Source organism: Luteimonas sp. 22616, assembly GCF_052044325.1.
GTDB lineage: Bacteria > Pseudomonadota > Gammaproteobacteria > Xanthomonadales > Xanthomonadaceae > Luteimonas.
Map to the genome: position 1 here is coordinate 538,888 of NZ_JBQEMW010000001.1, position 13,831 is coordinate 552,718.

The following is a 13,831-nucleotide window of genomic DNA, read 5'->3' on the forward strand; positions in this document are numbered from 1 at the left end:
CCTAGGGCGCGCGCCGGGCGCGTCGCTGCGGCGCCTCCAGCCACGCGTAGACCGCCAGCGCCAGCAGCAACGGCGCGAGATAGAACACGGCGCGATAGGCCAGCAACGCCGCCAGGATCTCCGCTGCCCCGGCGCGCCCGCCGAGCAGGCCGAGGAAGACCGCCTCGAGCACGCCGAGGTTGCCGGGCACGCGGATGACGAGGTTCGCCGGCACGCTGCACAGCAGGACGCCCAGCGCGTCGAGATAGCCGATGTCCTCGGGCAAGAGAACCTGCAGCAGGTTGGCGATGGCAAGCCAGCTTGCGGCTGCGATCGCGGTCTGCGCCAGCGCGACGCCGAAGGACGGCAGTTCGATGTCGTGGTCGCGCCAGGTCCAGCGGCGTCGCGGCGACCAGGCAGCCATCGCCAGTGCGCCGACCAGCAGCGCGAGCATGCCGCCGCCGAGCAGCCGCTGTGCATCCTGCGCGAGATGCCACTGCGACGGCAGCGGCAGCGGTGCGAACAGGAACACCGTTCCGGCCAGCAGCAGGAAGCCCGACCAGTTGCCGGCGATCGCGAACGCGACGATCCGTGAGATCGATGCGACCTCGACGCCGCTGCGCGCATACAGCCGGTAGCGGAAGCCGATGCCACCGAGGGTGCCGCCGATGTTGAGGTTCATCGCGTAGCAGACGAACGCGATCGCGAGCGTGCGCATGAACGACAGGCCGTGGCGGACGATGCGGCGCGAGAGCAGGTCCAGCCCGCAGTAGCAGGCGTATGCCAGCAACGCCGCGAGCGCAGCCGCGAACAGGCGCCCGTGCGGATACGCCGCCAGCGCCGCGCCGACGGCGCTCCAGTCGATGGTGCGCGCCTGCCGCCACAGCAGCCAGCCCGCGGCCACGAGGAACACGGCCATCAGCAGCGGCCGCAACCGGCGCCACCAGGCGCGCGCGTTCATTGCGGCGGATCCTGCCCGGGCGCCACCGCCACCACCCGCGGCGTGTGTGCCGGCCACAGCCCGGCCCACGCTGGCAGGTGGCGGATGGTGTGGAACACCAGCAGCCGCGACAGCGTGCGCAACGGCGTGCGCGGTGGCAGGTCGTCCGTGCCGATCACGCGGCAGTGGTGCTCGATCAGCCACTGCAGGTGCGCGTGCACATGGGCGTTGAAGGCGCGGTCGCGGACGGCGACGTTGGCCTCCAGGTTCAGCGACAGGCTGAGCGGGTCGAGGTTGCTCGAACCCACCGTGGCCCAGTCGTCGTCGACCAGGGCCAGCTTGGCGTGCAGCGGGCGCTGGCAATATTCGACGATGCGCACGCCGCCGCCGAGCAGGTAGGGATAAAGGCCGCGCGCGGCGTTGGCGACGATCGGCATGTCGGGGTTGCCCTGCAGCAGCAGCGTCACCTCGATGCCGCGGCGTGCGGCATGGTGGAGTTCGTGCAGCAGCCGGTAGCCGGGCAGGAAGTAGGCATTGGCGATCATCACCCGCGTGTGCGCGCCGCGGATCGCGGCGATGTACGCGTCCTCGATGTCGGTCGGATGCCGGCGATCACGCGCGACGAAGCGGACGCCGGCGTCGCCGGCCTTGTCGCGCTCCGCGCCGGACACGCGCTCCCAGCCCTGCGGCGCATCGGGGGCCTGCAGCGCGGCGCGCGCGAAGGCATGAATCGTGGCCACCGCTGGCCCGTCGACCTCGATCGTGTAGTCCTGCTTGGCGGTCTCGCCGGACCCGGCCAGATGGTCGGCCGAGAAGTTGATCCCGCCGACGAACGCCGTGCGCCCATCGACCACCACGATCTTGCGGTGCAGGCGCCGGAACAGGTTGGTGCGCAGGCCCAGCAGGCGCCGCTTCGGGTCGAAGTAGCGCAGCCGCACGCCCGCTTCGACCAGCGGCGCGGTGAAGCTGGCGGGCAGGTCGGGCGAACCGTAGCCGTCGAGCGTCAGCGCCACGCGCACGCCGCGCCGGGCGGCCGCGCACAACGCCGCGTGCACCGGTCGGCCGGCTTCGTCGTCGAACAGGATGAAGGTCTCGACCAGGACCTCCTCGCGTGCCGCGTCGATCGCGGCGATCACCCGCGGGAAGAACGCGTTGCCGTTCTCCAGCAGGCGGACGCGGTTGCCGGGGATCCATTCGCGGCTCATGCCTGCACTTCCACCAGCAGTGGCGCATGGTCGGACAGGTGCGACCACGGCCGTCCAGACAGCACCCGCGGCCGCGCCGCGCGCACGCCGCGCACGTAGACCCGGTCGAGCGCCAGCAGCGGCCAGCGCGCGGGGAAGGTGCGGGCGTGGCGGCCGCCCGCGGCAACGAATACCTCGCGCAGCCCGCACTGCGCGAGGACCGCGTCCGCACTGCGCCGCCAGTCGTTGAAGTCGCCGGCCACCACCAGCGGCGCGTCGGCGGGTACTTCGTCCTCGACCAGCCGTCGCAACGCGTCAAGCTGCTCCCGGCGATGCGCCTCGCGCAGGCCGAGGTGCACGCACACGGCGTGGATCTGCAGTGCCGTGCCCGGGACGTCGAGCACGCACCATAGCATCCCGCGCTGCTCCGACGCCGGCACCGAGACGTCGACGTTGCGATGCCGCGCGATCGGGAACTTCGACAGCATCGCGTTGCCGTGGTGGCCTTCCGGATACACGGCGTTGCGACCGTAGGCGAACTGCGGCCACAGCGCATCGGCGATGAACTCGTAGTGCGGCACCGCAGGCCAGTCTGCGTGGCGGCGGGACAGCGGCTCGTGCGCCCCCAGCACTTCCTGCAGGCAGACCACGTCGGCGGACACCGTCCGCACCGCTTCGCGCAGATCGGCCAGGACGAAGCGGCGCTTCAGGGCACTGAATCCCTGGTGGGTATTGAGCGTGAGCACAGTGAATTCGAGCATCGGCAAGCCGTTGCGCCGCGCATGCGACCACGGCGGGACTCTAGCGGCTGCGGCGTGCATGTCGCGTGGCGCAACGGAGTGCCGTAATTGCAATCCCTGTGGGAGCAGCCATGGACGCTCCCAAAGGAGCCGTGGTCGCCTCGCCGCTCAGCCCGGCAGGCGCAGCCCGCGGTCGCTGTCGACCAGCCCATGCGCGACGAGCCATGCCCATGCGGCGTCCGCGTCGCGTTCGAAATACGCCGCTGCCGAGCCGAGCCGGAACGTGTAGCCCCAGGCATCCATGTCGGCCAGCACGCGGACGCGGCCGACGCCGGGGAGGGTGTCGCCGAGCAGCGCCTGCAGCAGGCAGACCGCGTCTTCTTCCTCGACCGAATCGGTGGCGTCCGTGTGTACTACCGCGCGCCGCTCCGGCGGCAATACGATGAGATGGCAGGCTTCATGCAGCAGCGAATGCACCGGCGTGTCGCCGCGTACGTACACAGTGCTGCCGATCACGCCGGCCTCGCATTCGCCCCAGTAGCTGCCGGGGATCGCTTCGCCGTCGGGCACGCGTTCGAGGTGCAGGTCGTAGCGGGCGAGGAGGGCGGCGGCATCGGCGAATGCGATGTCGCGCAGCCGCAGTACCTCGCCGTGCCCTGTCCCTGGAGGAGAAGCGCCTTTGCCTTGCTTTACTCCCTCCCCTTCAAGGGGAGGGCCGGGGTGGGGATGGGGTTGGTGCATACGATGGGATCACAGGCGGCGGATCGGAAACCCATCCCCATCCAACCCTCCCCTTGAAGGGGAGGGCTTTATCGGGCTCCGGATCGAACGAACGCCCGGCCAGGTCAGGCCGTCGCCGTGCGCCCGTCGGGCAGGGCAACCGAGATGTCGAGCACGTCGTGCTCGCCATCCTTGACCACGTCGACCTTCACCGCATCGACATCGACGCTGACGTACTTGCGGATCACTTCCAGCAGTTCGCGCTGCAGCAGCGGCAGGTAGTCGGGGCCACTGCGGTTGGTGCGTTCCTGGGCGATGATGATGCGCAGGCGATCCTTGGCGATGGAGGCGGTGTTCTTCTTCACCTTCAGGAAATCAAACATGCCCATGCCTCAACCCCCGAAGATCTTGCTGAAGAAACCCTTCTTCTCCAGCTGGGTGAAGCGCATGGGCCGCTCCTCGCCCATCAGCCGCGCAACCGCGTCGTCGTAGGCCTGGCCGGCCATCGACTCCATGTCCAGGATCACCGGCTCGCCCTTGTTGGAGGCGTTGAGCACGTCGCCGGACTCGGGGATCACGCCGATCGTCTGCAGGCCGAGCACTTCCTCGACGTCCTTGACCGACAGCATTTCGCCGCCATCCACGCGCTGCGGGTTGTAGCGCGTCAGCAGCAGGTAGGACTTGATCGACTCGCCGTCCTCGGCGTGGCGGGTCTTGGAGTCCAGCAGGCCCAGGATGCGGTCGGAGTCGCGCACGCTGGACACTTCCGGGTTCACCACCACCACGGCCTTGTCGGCGAAGTACATCGCCAGGAACGCGCCCTTCTCGATGCCGGCCGGGGAGTCGCAGATGATGTAGTCGAAGCCGTCGTCGGCGAGGTCCTTGAGCACCTTCTCCACGCCTTCCTTGGTCAGCGCGTCCTTATCGCGGGTCTGCGAGGCGGCGAGCACGAACAGGTTGTCGAAGCGCTTGTCCTTGATCAGCGCCTGCCGGAGCGAGGCCTCGCCCTGGGTGACGTTGACGAAGTCGTACACCACGCGGCGCTCGCAGCCCATGATCAGGTCGAGGTTGCGCAGGCCGACGTCGAAGTCGATCACGACGACCTTCTTGCCCCGGCGCGCGAGGCCGCACGCGAGGCTGGCGCTGCTGGTGGTCTTGCCGACGCCGCCCTTGCCCGATGTGACTACGATGATCTCAGCCAAAATGTTTCTCCGTGGTTGGCCGCGTCAATCCAGCGCGGCGATCTTGAGTTCTTCTTTTTCCAGCCACACCTGCACCGCCTTGCCGTGCAGTTCCTTCGGGATGTCGTCCAGCACCTTGTAGTTGCCGGCGATGGCGACCAGTTCGGCATGGAACGCGCGGCAGAAGATACGCGCCTTCTCGTTGCCCTGCGCGCCGGCCAGCGCGCGGCCGCGCAGCGCACCGTAGATGTGCACCGAGCCATCGGCGATGACTTCGGCGCCGGCACCCACGGTGGTGAGCACCGTCAGGTCGCGATTGTCTGCATAGACCTGCTGGCCGGAGCGTACCGGCGTGGCCTGAATCAGGCCCGGCTGGCCGGCGGGGGCGGCCGGGGCCGGGGCCTTGGCCTGCGCCTTTGCAGGAGCGGCGGAAGCCGCGACTGGTTGCGATGAGGCTGTCGAGATCGCGGCTTCCGCCGCTCCTGTGGCCGCTCCCGCAGTCGATTCGTACTGGGCGCGGAACTTGGCCAGCAGCGGCAGGCCGAGTTCGTTCGCCAGCTTCTCGTTGTCGCTGCTGCCGTAAGCCAGCGCGACGGGCAGGACGCCGGCGCCGCGCAACCCGTCGAGCAGGGCGCGGGCGGTGGCGGCGTCGGGCGTGGACGCCAGACCACCGAAATCGACGATCACCGCGGCGCGGGCGAACAGTTTCGGCGCGCGCTTGACCCGGTCGGCCATCTCCGCCGACAGGCGGGCCACGTCGAGCGTGCGCACGCGCAGGTTGGCGATGCCGACCTGGCCGATCTTGAGTTCGCCGGCCGGTTCGTAATCGTGGGCGGGGGACGTCGAAGGCGATGCCACGCTCAGGTCCCCGTCGCGCGGTGCGGCGCGGGGGCGGGCGCGCGGGGCTGGGTCAGCCAGGGGGCACTGGGCAGGCGGTCGCCGTAGTGCTCGCGCACCCATGCGTAGCTGCACAGTTCCTTGATCAGCATCGAGGCGCGGATGCCGGACGACTCGCCGTCGCGGCCCGGCATCACGTGCTGGCCGACCTCGTGGAAGCCGAAGCTGCCATGGAACACGCGCGCCGGGTCGCTGTCGTGCTCGATGAATACCTCGCAGGCCAGCTGCGGGTAGCGCAGTTCGGCATAGCTCTGCACGTCGGCGTAGAACGCACGGCCGAGGCCACCGCCGCGGCGGCGGCTGGCCACCACGATGCGGTCGATGTAGAAGAACCGCCCGTGGCGTTCCTGGAACCAGCGGAAGTTGCTGCTGTCGTGACCGCTTTCGGAACCGAAGCCCACCAGGAAGCCCGACAGGGTCCCGTCGCGCACGGCGACGCGGAAGTACTCGGCGGTGTCGAAGAACCAGCGCAGCCTCGCGGCATCGAGGGGCAGGATGGCAGGGCCGGCGGCGTTGTTCAGGGCAAGGATGGAATCCAGCTCGTGCTCACGCACGTCGCGGACGACAATCGACATTCCTGACTCCCTTGCTTCAAAAATTACGGCATCGGCCGGAGATAACGAAACGGGCGCTTGGCCGCGGCCGGATTATCGCACGGCCGGCAGGTGGGGGCGACTTCCGCGGCGCCGCCGGCATGACTTCTGGACGGTCGTTTCCGGCCGCTTTGCGCCTACCATGGGGTATGTTCGCGCACCTCGACCCGACCCGCCTGCTGCGCTACGCCGGCCTGTTCACATGGGCGGTGGTGGGGCTGCCGCTGCTGCTGCTCTCGCAACTCGCCGAGCCGGCGGACGAGACGGCAGTGGCCGCCACGCTCGGCTGGCAGGCCTGGCTGGCCTGGGCCACCTTCGGCTTCAGCTACGCCTGGCTGACCCGCGCCCTGAGCGTGCGCCGCGGCAGCGCTTTCGACTACCTGCTGCTGGTGCTGCTGACCGGCAGCGCCATCGCCATCAGCTACTACAGCGGCAGCGGCCTGGGCAGCATCCTGCTGATGGTGGTGGCGTGCGTGCTGCCGTGGCTGCTGCCACTGCCGGTCGGCATCGCCGTGCTCGCGCTGAGTGAACTGGTGGTGGTGCCGGTGTACATGGGGGCGCTGGGCTTTTCGTGGTTCGAGGCGCTGATGCAGGCGATCCTTTACGTGGGATTCGCAGGGTTCGTGTTCGTCACCAGCATGGTCGCCCGGCAACAGGCACAGGCGCGTGACGAACAACGCCGGCTGAACGCCGAATTGCGCGCCACCCGCGCGCTGCTGGCCGAAAGCGCCCGGGTCAACGAGCGCACCCGCATCTCGCGCGAACTCCACGACCTGCTCGGCCACCACCTGACGGCGCTGAGCCTGAATCTGGAAGTCGCCAGCCACCTCACCGAGGGCAAGGCGCACGAGCACGTCGGCCAGGCCCACACGCTGGCGCGGCTGCTGCTGAGCGACGTGCGCGAGGCGGTGAGCCAGATCCGCGGCAACGATGCCATCGACATGGCCGCGACCCTGCTGCCGCTGGCCGACAACGTGCCGGGGCTGCACATCGACATGGTCATGCCCAAACCCTTCCTGCTTGACGATCCCGAGCGCGCACATGTGCTGCTGCGCTGCACCCAGGAGATCATCACCAACGCCGTGCGCCATGCCCAGGCGCAGGTGCTGCGGCTGCGCTATGGCTGGGACGGCGATGCGATCCGCCTGCAGGCGCGCGACGACGGCCGCGGCTCCGAGAATCCCGATGCGGGCAACGGCCTGGCGGGCATGCGCGAGCGGCTGGCGACCTATGGTGGCGAGCTGGAAGTCGAGTCCGCGCCGGGGCAGGGCTTCACCCTGCGCCTGCACCTGCCCAGGGGGCGGAGCCCGGCGCTGGGCAAGCCGGCGCCGCGACCGGTGCCGGCGGCATGACCATGATCGCGCCAATGCCGGCCACGGCGCCGACGACGGCCCATTCCGGGGCCGTCATGCGGCCCGTGGACGCAATGATGATCGCGGTTCGGGCGCCTGCCCGGGTCGCAGCGGCCTTCGCGCGCGTGCGCGGCGCGGCCGTACAGGGTGCATTCCGCACCGTGGAGGCCCCGTCTCGGGCGGGCTTCCCTGACTCGAAGGATTGGGAGGCAACGACATGATCCGTGTCTGTCTGGTGGACGATCAAACCCTGGTGCGGCAGGGCATCCGCTCGCTGCTGGCCCTTGACGACGGCATCGAGGTGATCGCCGAGGCCGGCGACGGCCGGCAGGCGGTCGAACTGATTCCGCAGGTCAAGCCCGACGTGGTGCTGATGGACATGCGCATGCCGGTGATGTCCGGCCTGGAGGCACTGCAGGCGCTGGCGCACCTGAACGCGCTGCCGCCGACCATCATCCTGACCACTTTCGACGACGACCAGCTGGTCCTGGCCGGGCTGAAGGCGGGCGCCAAGGGCTACCTGCTCAAGGACGTCTCGCTGGAGCAGCTGGTCGGCGCCATCCGCACCGTGTCCGGGGGCGGCTCGCTGGTGCAGCCGGCAGTGACCCAGCGCCTGCTGTCCGGCCTGGAGCACATGCGCAATGACTTCGTCAGCCTCGACCGGCCCGACCCGCTCACCGATCGCGAGACCGAGATCCTGCGGCTGATGGCCAGTGGCTTCTCCAACAAGGAGATCGCCAATTCACTGGGCGTGGCCGAGGGCACGATCAAGAACCATGTGTCGAACATCCTGAGCAAGCTCGGCGTGCGTGACCGCACCCGGGCCGTGCTCAAGGCCTTCGAATTGCAGCTGGTCTGATCGACAGGACGCCCGGCCCGACGCAGCGCGGCGGGCGCCCGCGCCCGCGCGGGTACTTGCAGAGCCGCTTCAGCCACCAGCCCGTTGGTAGTGATGTCAGCGGGCTGCCTGCCATAGCTCACGGCTGAAGCCGCTCCCGCAGGAGCAGATGCAGGTACGCGACAATACCGACGATTGCCGGCGGCATGCCGTCAAAATGGGCGCAACAGACGGCCAGCGCGCCCGCGACGGCAGGCCGATGACGCATCTTGCCGCCGCGCCGGCGTCTTTTCGCGGCAGGGATCTCGCTCGTTACCGTTCAAATTGCTACGATTGCCCGTCTGCGCCCGGCCCGGCCGGAAATGGTCCTGGAGAACCCTGAATGACCCGTCTCATCGAGATCCTGATTTCGTTCGCGATCGTCATCGCCCTGATGCTGATCGTGGGCCTCGTCCTGCCGTCCAGCCGTCACCTCAGCGAAAGCGTCGAAACCAACCGCAAGATGACGATCGTGTTCGACACGATCAACAGCCTGCGCCGCTTCAAGGACTGGAACCCTCTCGTCCTGCGCGATCCGGCAGCCAAGCTCGAACTGTCCGGCCCGAACGCAGGTGTTGGCGCCAAGCTGGCCTTCTCGTCCGACGTCAAGCAGGTCGGCGACGGCAGCTGGGAGATCGTCGAATCGGTCCCGGGCAAGAGCGTCAAGTACGCGATCGACGACCAGCGTCGCGGCCACGGCAAGTTCACCGAGTTCAAGCTCACGCCCACCGGCCGTGGCGCGGTCAAGCGCAACGTGGAGATCACCCAGACCTATGACGTCGAGTACGGCTGGAACCTGATCGGCCGCTACGCCGGCCTCTACGTCAGCCGCCACGTCGGCGACGACATGAAGCTGGGCCTCGCGCGCCTGAGCAGCATGCTGGCCACGGTGCCGAACGTCGACTACGCGGTGAAGGGCAGCAAGATGCGCGGCATGGCCGAGATGGAGCGCCCGGCCGAGGACCTGCTGGTCGTCAAGGCCGGCTCGATCGAGCGCAACAACGACAAGATCAAGGCCTCGATGAAGTCCAACATGGAGTGGATTAAGCGCACCATGGAAGCCAATGGTCTGGTCGCCGCCGGCCCGATGCGCATCATCTCCACCGAGCTCGGTCGCGAGAACTACACCTTCGATATCGCCCAGCCGGTGCGCAAGGCCGGTTCCGGCGACAAGAAGAGCGACGAGGCCAAGGACGTGAAGACCGTCGAGGCCGCCGACAAGAAGGGCGAGGAGCAGAAGCAGGACGGCGAACTGGTGTTCACCGTCGACACCCTGGCGCCGGTCACGGCCGCCGGTGAGCCGCTGGAGGTCAAGATCCCCGACGGTGCGCCGGTCGAGTACGTGCAGACCAAGCCCGGCCACGTCGCGATGGCGTACTACACCGGTTTCATGGCCGAACTCGACAACGTCCGCAACGCCCTGCGCGCCTGGGCGCTGACCCAGGGCTACGAGGTCACCGATCGCCCGTACGAGATCTACAAGAACGGCATCGACCAGGCCTTCACCGCCGAAGGCGAGTACGAGGTCTACTGGACGCTGAAGTAAGGCGCCCTTGCACCACGTGTTACCCGGCACGCCGCATCCCGTGATGCGGCGTGTTGCATTTTGGAGGACTGCATGACCGATTCCATGCTCTCGACAGGCTCGGCTGCCGCGCAGCGCTGGCTCGGCTTCGCAGGCGCGGTTCTGGCGGCTGCCTCGGTGGCGCTGTCGGCCTATGCGTCCCACGCGGCGAACGGGGCAGGGCAGGCGTCGTTGCAGGCAGCTGCCGCGATCGCCTTCGGCCACGGCATCGCACTGGCCGCGCTGTCGCACCTGGCGCGACGCAGGCTGGCCAACATCGCGCTCGTCGCGATGCTGCTGGGCACCTTGCTGTTCTCGGGCGGTCTCGTGGTGGCGCATGTCGCAGGGGTGCCGGCGCGCACCGCGCCTTTCGGCGGGTCGCTGCTCATCGCGGCCTGGCTGGCCTGGGCCCTGGACGCACTGCGGAGATAGCCGGATGCCACGATACAAGCGCGGGTTCGATACGCAGGCCGCATTCGCGCACCTGGCGCGGCGCGACCGCAAGCTGGGGACGTGGATGAAGCGCATCGGCCCGATCGCACCGGATCCGCGTTGGCGCAAGTCGTTCGATCCGGTCGATGCACTCGCACGCGCGATCCTCTACCAGCAGCTCAGCGGAAAGGCGGCCGCCACCATCGTCGGCCGCGTCGAGGCCGCGATCGGCAGCGACCGCTTCCATTGCGACACCCTCGGCAGGATCGACGACGCCGGCCTTCGCGCCTGCGGCGTGTCCGGCAACAAGACGCTCGCGCTGCGCGACCTGGCCCTGCGCGAGTCCCGTGGCGAGATCCCGGACCTGCGGCGCATGTTCACGATGACGGAGGCCGACATCGTCGCCGCCCTCGTGCCGATTCGCGGGATCGGCCGCTGGACCGTCGAAATGATGCTGATGTTCCGCCTCGGCCGCGCCGACGTGCTGCCTGTCGACGATCTCGGCATCCGCAAGGGGGCACAGGTGGTGGACAGGCACGATGCCATGCCGACGCCGAAGGAGTTGGTGGAACGCGGCGAGCGCTGGGGCCCTTATCGGACCTACGCCGGCTTGTACCTGTGGCGCATTGCCGACTCCGCAACGAAGGCGACCACTCCTACCAAACGTTCGCAGGACTGACGCGGGCAATGAACCGCTTCAGCTCGACTTCGATGTACCTCACGCTTGAATGAATCCAGCTTCTCCCAGTTGATATGAAATCCGGGGATTGCGAAGCGGATTCAGCTTGAACGAACCATCAGGTGCCGAGGGACATGCCCATGATGTTGTCATCATAATCTTTGCCGCCGACATTGAATTTGCGGGATCCAAGCTTGCCAAAGCCAGCGCGTTCATAGAACGCAATCGCTGAATGGTTATGGGCATACACGCCGAGCAGGAGGCGCTTGGCGAGAGTCGAAGCGGAATGCGTGATTGCAGCTGCAACCAGACGTTTGCCGATACCCCCCCTTTGGAACTTGCTCAGCAAGTAGATTCTTTTCAACTCCACGTCGCCAGATGTGTCAGGTAACGGCAGTTGGGGTGGCGCGATCACCATGTAGCCGATGGGCGCATTGCCAGGGCTGATCTCGGCGAGCCACAACGCATGGCCCGGATCGGCCAGCCACGCACGATAGAGCTCAACAGTGTGTGTATTGGCACAGTGGGCGACGATCTCGTTGCCGCCAAGAATGCCTGCGAATGTTTCCAGGAACGTGGCTTGGCCCACCAGGGCAAGCGCTGCTTCGTCCCCAGGCCCGCAACGCCTCAGTTGAATGTCGGTACCCATGCTCCCCCTTCAACATCTAAGGCTTGAGTCAAGCGGCGGCGAAGCCGTCCGTCTTGAACGAATTTTCAGGCACTTCCCTCGGCCTCGATGAAGAGGATGCGGGCTTGGCCGATTGGATGCGCGACATGTTCCGTACCGATGGAGGCATAAAAAATGTCACCCGTTTCAAGAATGGCAGATCGATCTTCTCCGCTCTCGCGGAAGCGCATCTCAACACGGCCATCGAGGACAGCAAACACCTCTTGCCCATCATTGATGTGCCATTTGTAGGGCTGGTCCGTCCAATGAAGGCGCGTGGTGATACCACCCATGTTCGCGATATCAAGTGCTCCCCAAGGGTGGTCGGCCGTGAACTCCTTGGATCGGATGATCTTCATTGTCTGAATGTCCACCGTCTGAACTAAGCCGGCTCGCGAAGCGGACCCGGCTTGAATGAACTGTCAGGCCCCGACCAGAACGAAGGAATCGTGGCCAATAGAAGCATCATGCTGATGATGAGAGCCACGCAGATGAAAGCGCGCCAGGTATAGGAACCACCTGGCGCGAGCCAGTCGAACACCAGGGTCGCGGCCGTAACAGTTCCCGTGACAAGAAGTGCGAGCGTCACTTTCCGAAGAATCCGGCGACGCCTGAGGGTAGGCGTACGGAACAACACTCGCAGCAGTCCCCCTGCCAAACCCAAGCAGCCTCCGATGCCAATAGTTGTTGCGTCCGGGCTGGCAGCGTAGAGCAGGGCAAGAAGGAAGATGCAAAGAACGGCAGCGAACACGAGGCCGAGGAGTCCCAAGCCCGCTCTGACTATCGGGCGATCAACTGTACTGGCGATGATCTCGAGCATAGGGGCGTAGCGCCTGGATTGAGCCAAGTCGCGAAGCTGGTTCGGCTTGAATGATTTGTTATGCCTCATCCGGGAACAATGACTCATAGGTTGGGTTTGCATGCTCCCACTGAGCGTCATGTGCGATGAGGTACGACCGAACATCTTGTAGCTCTACCTTTGGCGGAATGTTGACGGAGACATATTTGGGATTGGCACCCTCATAGCTGCATCCAAGAGCGACCAAGCCTTGAAGAAGCTGATCTGAGATGTTGCCCGAAGAGACAGGTAGCTCAAAGATAATTCGGATTGTCTGATTGCCTGACCTCTCGACTACGGACTGAAAGGTTGGCATTTGCTCTTGTAGGTCTATCGGTGCAAGCACCGTGTCTTGCCAAGAAACGCCGTAAGCATAGAACGGCGAGTTGTCCAGTCTGTAGAGGTCGCGGCCGAGCGGGATTGCCCAAAGCGTCTCGACAGATGCGCTGCCATCATCGTCTAGGACGCGGAACAAAACTTTGGCCGTCGGTTCACTGCTCATGAGGCATAACGCCTGAGTTAAGCCGAACCGCGAAGCGGTTTCGGCTTGAACGAATTGTTAGGCCGCGTAGCCAGCCAAGCCACCCGAGTGAGTATGTAAAGAAAGACGGTGTTGAGCGTAAATCCTGAGGCCATGGCGATAGCTTGCAAAGGTGGTTGCATAAAATTGGGGGCCATGTCGGTCAGTGCCGATATCCAAGACCACCAGGGCATCGACCATAAGGGGATGAGCCATAGCGGATCAGAAAGGTGGAACCTGTCGTACCACCAGATGCCATGAAAGACTACAACTCCCAGGAACGCTAGCAGAAAGACCATCCTGGCTCCGCGCCTGGCCCTACCAAAAATTTCTACGAAACTGTCCATAGCGGCCTAACACCTGAACTAAGCGGACCCGCGAAGCGGGTTCCACTTGAATGAATTGTTAGGCCGCGGCACGTGAATCGAGTACTTGATGCCGCAGTGCTCGAGACCCGCCTGCAAGACCTCTGGATAGTTCATGGCATTTGTCATATGGGCGCAACCACCACCAATGTCTTTAGCCTCACCCTGGATCTCACAGCGCCTTCTAAGTGTGTCCATGTACGCGAACACAAAGGACTCAGCGCAATGCCGGTCTTTGCCTTGAATCTTAGTCCAGAACGTCTCCTGAATTGCTCTGTACTCATCAGGTGAGAACTCTCTATG

17 protein-coding genes are annotated in these 13,831 nt (G+C 66.2%); 5 read left to right on the forward strand and 12 right to left on the reverse strand.

Annotated features, from left to right (window positions below):
* Window position 1 precedes the first annotated feature (1 nt).
* From ACTJIL_RS02500 to ACTJIL_RS02535, 8 genes are all read right to left on the reverse strand, one after another.
* Window positions 2-940, reverse strand: a complete 939-nt coding sequence (locus tag ACTJIL_RS02500; protein ID WP_440754018.1) for a UPF0104 family protein — start codon at window positions 938-940, stop codon at window positions 2-4.
* Entirely contained in the window at window positions 937-2,124 is a 1,188-nt protein-coding gene (clsB, locus tag ACTJIL_RS02505) for a cardiolipin synthase ClsB (RefSeq protein ID WP_440754019.1), read from the reverse strand. Before clsB ends, ACTJIL_RS02500 begins: the two co-directional genes overlap by 4 nt.
* Entirely contained in the window at window positions 2,121-2,864 is a 744-nt protein-coding gene (locus ACTJIL_RS02510; RefSeq protein WP_440754020.1) for an endonuclease/exonuclease/phosphatase family protein, read from the reverse strand. Before ACTJIL_RS02510 ends, clsB begins: the two co-directional genes overlap by 4 nt.
* Before the next feature lie 147 nt (window positions 2,865-3,011).
* Window positions 3,012-3,584, reverse strand: a complete 573-nt coding sequence (locus ACTJIL_RS02515; protein WP_440754021.1) for a hypothetical protein — start codon at window positions 3,582-3,584, stop codon at window positions 3,012-3,014.
* A gap of 104 nt (window positions 3,585-3,688) precedes the next feature.
* A complete protein-coding gene (gene minE, locus ACTJIL_RS02520; RefSeq protein ID WP_440754022.1) occupies window positions 3,689-3,952 on the reverse strand; it encodes a cell division topological specificity factor MinE in 264 nt (87 codons plus the stop codon).
* Between the two features lie 3 nt (window positions 3,953-3,955).
* Complete coding sequence (gene minD, locus ACTJIL_RS02525; RefSeq protein ID WP_440754023.1) at window positions 3,956-4,765, reverse strand: septum site-determining protein MinD; 810 nt, start codon at window positions 4,763-4,765, stop codon at window positions 3,956-3,958.
* Window positions 4,766-4,789: 24 nt separating this feature from the next.
* Window positions 4,790-5,704, reverse strand: coding sequence for a septum site-determining protein MinC (minC, locus tag ACTJIL_RS02530; protein WP_440754024.1), 915 nt, complete (start codon window positions 5,702-5,704; stop codon window positions 4,790-4,792).
* Window positions 5,605-6,216 carry a GNAT family N-acetyltransferase gene (locus tag ACTJIL_RS02535; protein WP_440754025.1) on the reverse strand — a complete coding sequence of 204 codons (612 nt, stop codon included), beginning with the start codon at window positions 6,214-6,216 and terminating at the stop codon, window positions 5,605-5,607. Before ACTJIL_RS02535 ends, minC begins: the two co-directional genes overlap by 100 nt.
* A 167-nt stretch (window positions 6,217-6,383) precedes the next feature.
* Here ACTJIL_RS02535 and ACTJIL_RS02540 point away from each other — a divergent pair, with 167 nt between their 5' ends.
* The 5 genes from ACTJIL_RS02540 to ACTJIL_RS02560 all read left to right on the forward strand — a co-directional run bounded on the left by ACTJIL_RS02540 (window position 6,384) and on the right by ACTJIL_RS02560 (window position 11,138).
* Window positions 6,384-7,586: a sensor histidine kinase gene (locus tag ACTJIL_RS02540; protein ID WP_440754026.1), complete on the forward strand. Its 1,203-nt coding sequence runs from the start codon at window positions 6,384-6,386 to the stop codon at window positions 7,584-7,586.
* Between the two features lie 217 nt (window positions 7,587-7,803).
* Window positions 7,804-8,445 carry a response regulator gene (locus ACTJIL_RS02545; protein ID WP_440754027.1) on the forward strand — a complete coding sequence of 214 codons (642 nt, stop codon included), beginning with the start codon at window positions 7,804-7,806 and terminating at the stop codon, window positions 8,443-8,445.
* 361 nt (window positions 8,446-8,806) lie between these two features.
* Complete coding sequence (locus ACTJIL_RS02550; protein ID WP_440754028.1) at window positions 8,807-10,009, forward strand: SRPBCC family protein; 1,203 nt, start codon at window positions 8,807-8,809, stop codon at window positions 10,007-10,009.
* Between the two features lie 72 nt (window positions 10,010-10,081).
* Entirely contained in the window at window positions 10,082-10,459 is a 378-nt protein-coding gene (locus tag ACTJIL_RS02555) for a DUF423 domain-containing protein (RefSeq protein WP_440754029.1), read from the forward strand.
* A 4-nt stretch (window positions 10,460-10,463) separates the two neighbouring features.
* Window positions 10,464-11,138 carry a DNA-3-methyladenine glycosylase family protein gene (locus ACTJIL_RS02560; protein WP_440754030.1) on the forward strand — a complete coding sequence of 225 codons (675 nt, stop codon included), beginning with the start codon at window positions 10,464-10,466 and terminating at the stop codon, window positions 11,136-11,138.
* Between the two features lie 118 nt (window positions 11,139-11,256).
* On the opposite strand, the gene ACTJIL_RS02565 is transcribed toward ACTJIL_RS02560, so the two are convergent.
* The 4 genes from ACTJIL_RS02565 to ACTJIL_RS02580 all read right to left on the reverse strand — a co-directional run bounded on the left by ACTJIL_RS02565 (window position 11,257) and on the right by ACTJIL_RS02580 (window position 13,145).
* Window positions 11,257-11,787, reverse strand: a complete 531-nt coding sequence (locus ACTJIL_RS02565; protein ID WP_440754031.1) for an N-acetyltransferase family protein — start codon at window positions 11,785-11,787, stop codon at window positions 11,257-11,259.
* Window positions 11,788-11,852: 65 nt separating this feature from the next.
* Entirely contained in the window at window positions 11,853-12,164 is a 312-nt protein-coding gene (locus tag ACTJIL_RS02570; protein ID WP_440754032.1) for a cupin domain-containing protein, read from the reverse strand.
* Window positions 12,165-12,187: 23 nt separating this feature from the next.
* Window positions 12,188-12,625: a hypothetical protein gene (locus ACTJIL_RS02575; RefSeq protein WP_440754033.1), complete on the reverse strand. Its 438-nt coding sequence runs from the start codon at window positions 12,623-12,625 to the stop codon at window positions 12,188-12,190.
* 58 nt (window positions 12,626-12,683) lie between these two features.
* Window positions 12,684-13,145: a DUF4265 domain-containing protein gene (locus ACTJIL_RS02580; RefSeq protein WP_440754034.1), complete on the reverse strand. Its 462-nt coding sequence runs from the start codon at window positions 13,143-13,145 to the stop codon at window positions 12,684-12,686.
* Window positions 13,146-13,831: the final 686 nt, after the last annotated feature.

What these genes read in the sequence shown, in the direction of transcription:
- ACTJIL_RS02500 (WP_440754018.1), bottom strand. Translation starts at nt 940, where the DNA reads ATGAACGCGCGCGCCTGGTGGCGCCGGTTGCGGCCGCTGCTGATGGCC.
- clsB (WP_440754019.1), bottom strand. Translation starts at nt 2,124, where the DNA reads ATGAGCCGCGAATGGATCCCCGGCAACCGCGTCCGCCTGCTGGAGAAC.
- ACTJIL_RS02510 (WP_440754020.1), bottom strand. Translation starts at nt 2,864, where the DNA reads ATGCTCGAATTCACTGTGCTCACGCTCAATACCCACCAGGGATTCAGT.
- ACTJIL_RS02515 (WP_440754021.1), bottom strand. Translation starts at nt 3,584, where the DNA reads ATGCACCAACCCCATCCCCACCCCGGCCCTCCCCTTGAAGGGGAGGGA.
- minE (WP_440754022.1), bottom strand. Translation starts at nt 3,952, where the DNA reads ATGGGCATGTTTGATTTCCTGAAGGTGAAGAAGAACACCGCCTCCATC.
- minC (WP_440754024.1), bottom strand. Translation starts at nt 5,704, where the DNA reads ATGGGTGCGCGAGCACTACGGCGACCGCCTGCCCAGTGCCCCCTGGCT.
- ACTJIL_RS02535 (WP_440754025.1), bottom strand. Translation starts at nt 6,216, where the DNA reads ATGTCGATTGTCGTCCGCGACGTGCGTGAGCACGAGCTGGATTCCATC.
- ACTJIL_RS02540 (WP_440754026.1), top strand. Translation starts at nt 6,384, where the DNA reads ATGTTCGCGCACCTCGACCCGACCCGCCTGCTGCGCTACGCCGGCCTG.
- ACTJIL_RS02545 (WP_440754027.1), top strand. Translation starts at nt 7,804, where the DNA reads ATGATCCGTGTCTGTCTGGTGGACGATCAAACCCTGGTGCGGCAGGGC.
- ACTJIL_RS02550 (WP_440754028.1), top strand. Translation starts at nt 8,807, where the DNA reads ATGACCCGTCTCATCGAGATCCTGATTTCGTTCGCGATCGTCATCGCC.
- ACTJIL_RS02555 (WP_440754029.1), top strand. Translation starts at nt 10,082, where the DNA reads ATGACCGATTCCATGCTCTCGACAGGCTCGGCTGCCGCGCAGCGCTGG.
- ACTJIL_RS02560 (WP_440754030.1), top strand. Translation starts at nt 10,464, where the DNA reads ATGCCACGATACAAGCGCGGGTTCGATACGCAGGCCGCATTCGCGCAC.
- ACTJIL_RS02565 (WP_440754031.1), bottom strand. Translation starts at nt 11,787, where the DNA reads ATGGGTACCGACATTCAACTGAGGCGTTGCGGGCCTGGGGACGAAGCA.
- ACTJIL_RS02570 (WP_440754032.1), bottom strand. Translation starts at nt 12,164, where the DNA reads ATGAAGATCATCCGATCCAAGGAGTTCACGGCCGACCACCCTTGGGGA.
- ACTJIL_RS02575 (WP_440754033.1), bottom strand. Translation starts at nt 12,625, where the DNA reads ATGCTCGAGATCATCGCCAGTACAGTTGATCGCCCGATAGTCAGAGCG.
- ACTJIL_RS02580 (WP_440754034.1), bottom strand. Translation starts at nt 13,145, where the DNA reads ATGAGCAGTGAACCGACGGCCAAAGTTTTGTTCCGCGTCCTAGACGAT.